3 protein-coding genes are annotated in these 2,954 nt (G+C 40.9%); 1 reads left to right on the top strand and 2 read right to left on the bottom strand.

Going from position 1 to position 2,954, the window contains the following annotated elements; genetic code table 11:
- A partial coding sequence (locus OGM63_RS02940; protein WP_263744011.1) for a formylglycine-generating enzyme family protein occupies window positions 1-1,274 on the top strand: 1,274 nt, incomplete at its 5' end.
- Between the two features lie 710 nt (window positions 1,275-1,984).
- Here OGM63_RS02940 and OGM63_RS02935 read toward each other — a convergent pair.
- Both OGM63_RS02935 and OGM63_RS02930 read right to left on the bottom strand, forming a co-directional pair.
- Window positions 1,985-2,146: a Uma2 family endonuclease gene (locus OGM63_RS02935; RefSeq protein ID WP_263744010.1), complete on the bottom strand. Its 162-nt coding sequence runs from the start codon at window positions 2,144-2,146 to the stop codon at window positions 1,985-1,987.
- Between the two features lie 110 nt (window positions 2,147-2,256).
- The gene (locus OGM63_RS02930) at window positions 2,257-2,844 is read right to left on the bottom strand and encodes a Uma2 family endonuclease (protein ID WP_263744009.1); all 588 of its coding nucleotides are present in this window, start codon (window positions 2,842-2,844) and stop codon (window positions 2,257-2,259) included.
- Between the last annotated feature and the right edge of the window lie 110 nt (window positions 2,845-2,954).

Here is a 2,954-nt window from a genome sequence, read left to right as displayed (position 1 = left end):
TGGGATTATCAGATCAAGATGCTAATGCAATTGAGTTTGAGGTTCTCGAACCCTATCGGCAGCGACAGAAAAAATTGCAAAGCTACCAGCAAGCTTTATCTGAGATACAGCAATTCCCGATTAGTGATAAGAACCGCAATGGATTGCAACGCTTACAGACATTGCTGAATCTTAGGGATGAAGATATAGCACCAATTAAACAGCGAGTGCTTGCCCCAAAACAAGCCGAATATGAGCGTCAGCAACAGGAAGCAGAAAGATTACACCAAGAGCAAGAAAGAGCCAAATATCAAAGACAGCAAGCAGAATTACAAAAACAACGAGAAAGAAAATCATCTACACCTATTTCTCAGCCACAATCTCCTTTAGGAATTCAAACTCAGCCGTTTGAGTTCGATACCGCTACCATAACCCTAAAATCAGGACTGTTTGGTCTGGGAAAAACCTGTGAAATTAATCGTCATCGTGGACGAGCCGAGTTTTTTACAGAAGACTTGGGTAATGGTGTAGTTCTGGAGATGGTTGCAATTCCCGGTGGTCAGTTTCTTATGGGTTCACCAGAGAATGAGCTACAACGACGTGATAGTGAAAGTCCACAGCACACTGTCACCGTTCAACCCTTCTTTATGGGTAAATTTCCCGTCACGCAAGCTCAATGGGCAGCTGTTGCAGTTTTGGAAAAAGTTAAAATTGATTTAGAGCTAGATCCATCCAACTTCAAAGGTGCTAATCGACCTGTTGAGTGCGTTTCTTGGAATCATGCAATTGAGTTTTGTGCCAGACTCTCTAACAAAACTGGGAAAAGCTATCGCTTGCCCAGTGAGGCAGAATGGGAATATGCTTGTAGAGCCGGAACAACTACCCCGTTTTATTTTGGTGAAACGATTACAACAGATTTAGCAAATTATCGTGGTACAGACTGGCATTATCAGGGGAAGGTTTACCCAGGTAATTATGGTCAGGGTTCCAAAGGTCAATATCGTCAGCAAACAACAGATGTGGGAATTTTTCCCGCAAACGCCTTTGGTTTATTTGATATGCATGGTAATATATGGGAATGGTGTCAGGATGAGTGGCATCAAAATTATAACGAAGCGCCTGCCGACGCAAAGGCTTGGGTAAGCGAGAATGATAATCATTCACGGCTGCTGCGCGGTGGTTCTTGGAGCTACAACCCTGGAATCTGCCGTTCTGCTATTCGCAGCAACTACCCCGTCACCGGCAACTATCTCGGTTTTCGGGTGGTCTGTGCGGGTGCGGTCGCGAGGACTTAGTAGCCCTTTGCACTTTTGCCCTTTAGCACTCTGCCCTTATTCTCTTTGCCCTTCTTTATTTTCTCGCGCTCTGCGCGAGAAAAAATATTTTTCGATTTTTGGATGAGTTATCTATTTATAATACAAGAAACTTCCGATTTTAGCAAGTGCAGGATTTACGCAACTGGCACAAAACGCGGGCAGGTAGACAAGGGCAAACATATCTGAAGACGACTTGCGCGGTGCTAGTGTGGGGGATTTGCGCTTCAAGGCATTCTGACACAGAGGCTATGCCTACAGTGCATTGGTGTCAACTTAACGTAAAAGCGATGTCCCGCAAGGAACTTAAGTTCCTTGCTCATAGCTAAAGTCATCTAAAAGATGACTAAATATCCCGAAAAATCTTGAGTCTACTGAAGTAGACTGTCTTCTATTAGCCTTGAACTTTAGTTCCTTGCGGGTGACGAAGCCAATAGTTAAGCTATTTCTAGCTTAAGTTGACACCTATGGGCAATGCCGTGCCCCTACACGCAACGATATAACTTTATATTAGACATCTGGTAAAAATTAATTATGCGTTGCCCGAAACCCTTGATTAGACGATTCTGTGCTACGTCTCTACATCTTTTTCACCAGATGTCTATTGCATCGAACTAAGAACGGCTATATCATCACAAGTTCGTCCCCTGTGTCTTGTAGGTCGTAATAATTCCCGTGGAGCGATCGCACAATCACCAAATGCCAGCGGTGAAATCGTCACATATAAACGAGAGTATCGTCTCACTTTGATAGCCATCTGGACTTGGTAAGCGATATACATGCAGTTTCCGCTGATTGACATCTAAAATCCAGTAATCAGCAATACCTGACTTTGCATAAGCGATCGCTTTCACTTCGCGATCGTATTTCAGACTAGAATCAGCATATAGGAATTCTAAAAAAGAGCGTGATAACTCTCTTTTTTTCTTTCCTTTGCGCTCTTTGCGTCTTTGCGGTTCGTTTCTTATTCCTCACTCAAGTCGAAATTAACCCGCTCGTAAATCTCTTGCAAGGAAATTTGGAAATCGAGAGAATTTAATCTTAAAATTGCATCTTCTCCTTCATATTCCTTAAAAATCCATTCTCCGGCTGCTTTTTTCGCAAATTGTTCCACGGAAAAATTATATTGATCAATCATAATATATTCTTGAAAGTCAGGAATTGAACGGTAATATTTAAATTTGTCTGTTTTGTCATAATTTTTAGTTGAATTTGATAAAACTTCAACTATTAATAACGGGTTAGTTATCTTTGTTGTCCCAGTTCCTTCATAAACAGGTTCACCTTTGATGACCATAATATCTGGGTAAGTGTAGATATGATAATTCAGTATCCATAGCTTTACATCAACTATATATATGTCATAATCTTGCCCTTGCACCGTAGAAGGAAACTTTCTGCAAAAATTCCCGGCAATTTTATTGTGGTTGGTTGTACCTCCTGGAATTGGGATAATTTTTCCATCTATATATTCACTTCTGTCTTCTGCTTTTTCTTCTAATTCCAGATATTCTTCTGGGGTGTAGTAGCGGTTTTCTGTTTGGGAAATCATTGAAATAACCTAATATAGACTAGATTAATTTAAATATAGATTTTTTTGTCATCAATCTGGATGGAGATAGTCCGTTATATCATATCCGGTTAATTAACACTAATAAAAAC

The organism is Plectonema radiosum NIES-515, assembly GCF_025753815.1.
Taxonomy (GTDB): Bacteria; Cyanobacteriota; Cyanobacteriia; order Cyanobacteriales; family Nostocaceae; genus Hassallia; species Hassallia radiosum_A.
This window is presented reverse-complemented; position numbering and strand designations above follow the sequence as displayed.

Excerpts from the sequence above, each read along its gene's own strand:
- OGM63_RS02930 (WP_263744009.1), bottom strand. The coding sequence starts at position 2,844 with ATGATTTCCCAAACAGAAAACCGCTACTACACCCCAGAAGAATATCTG.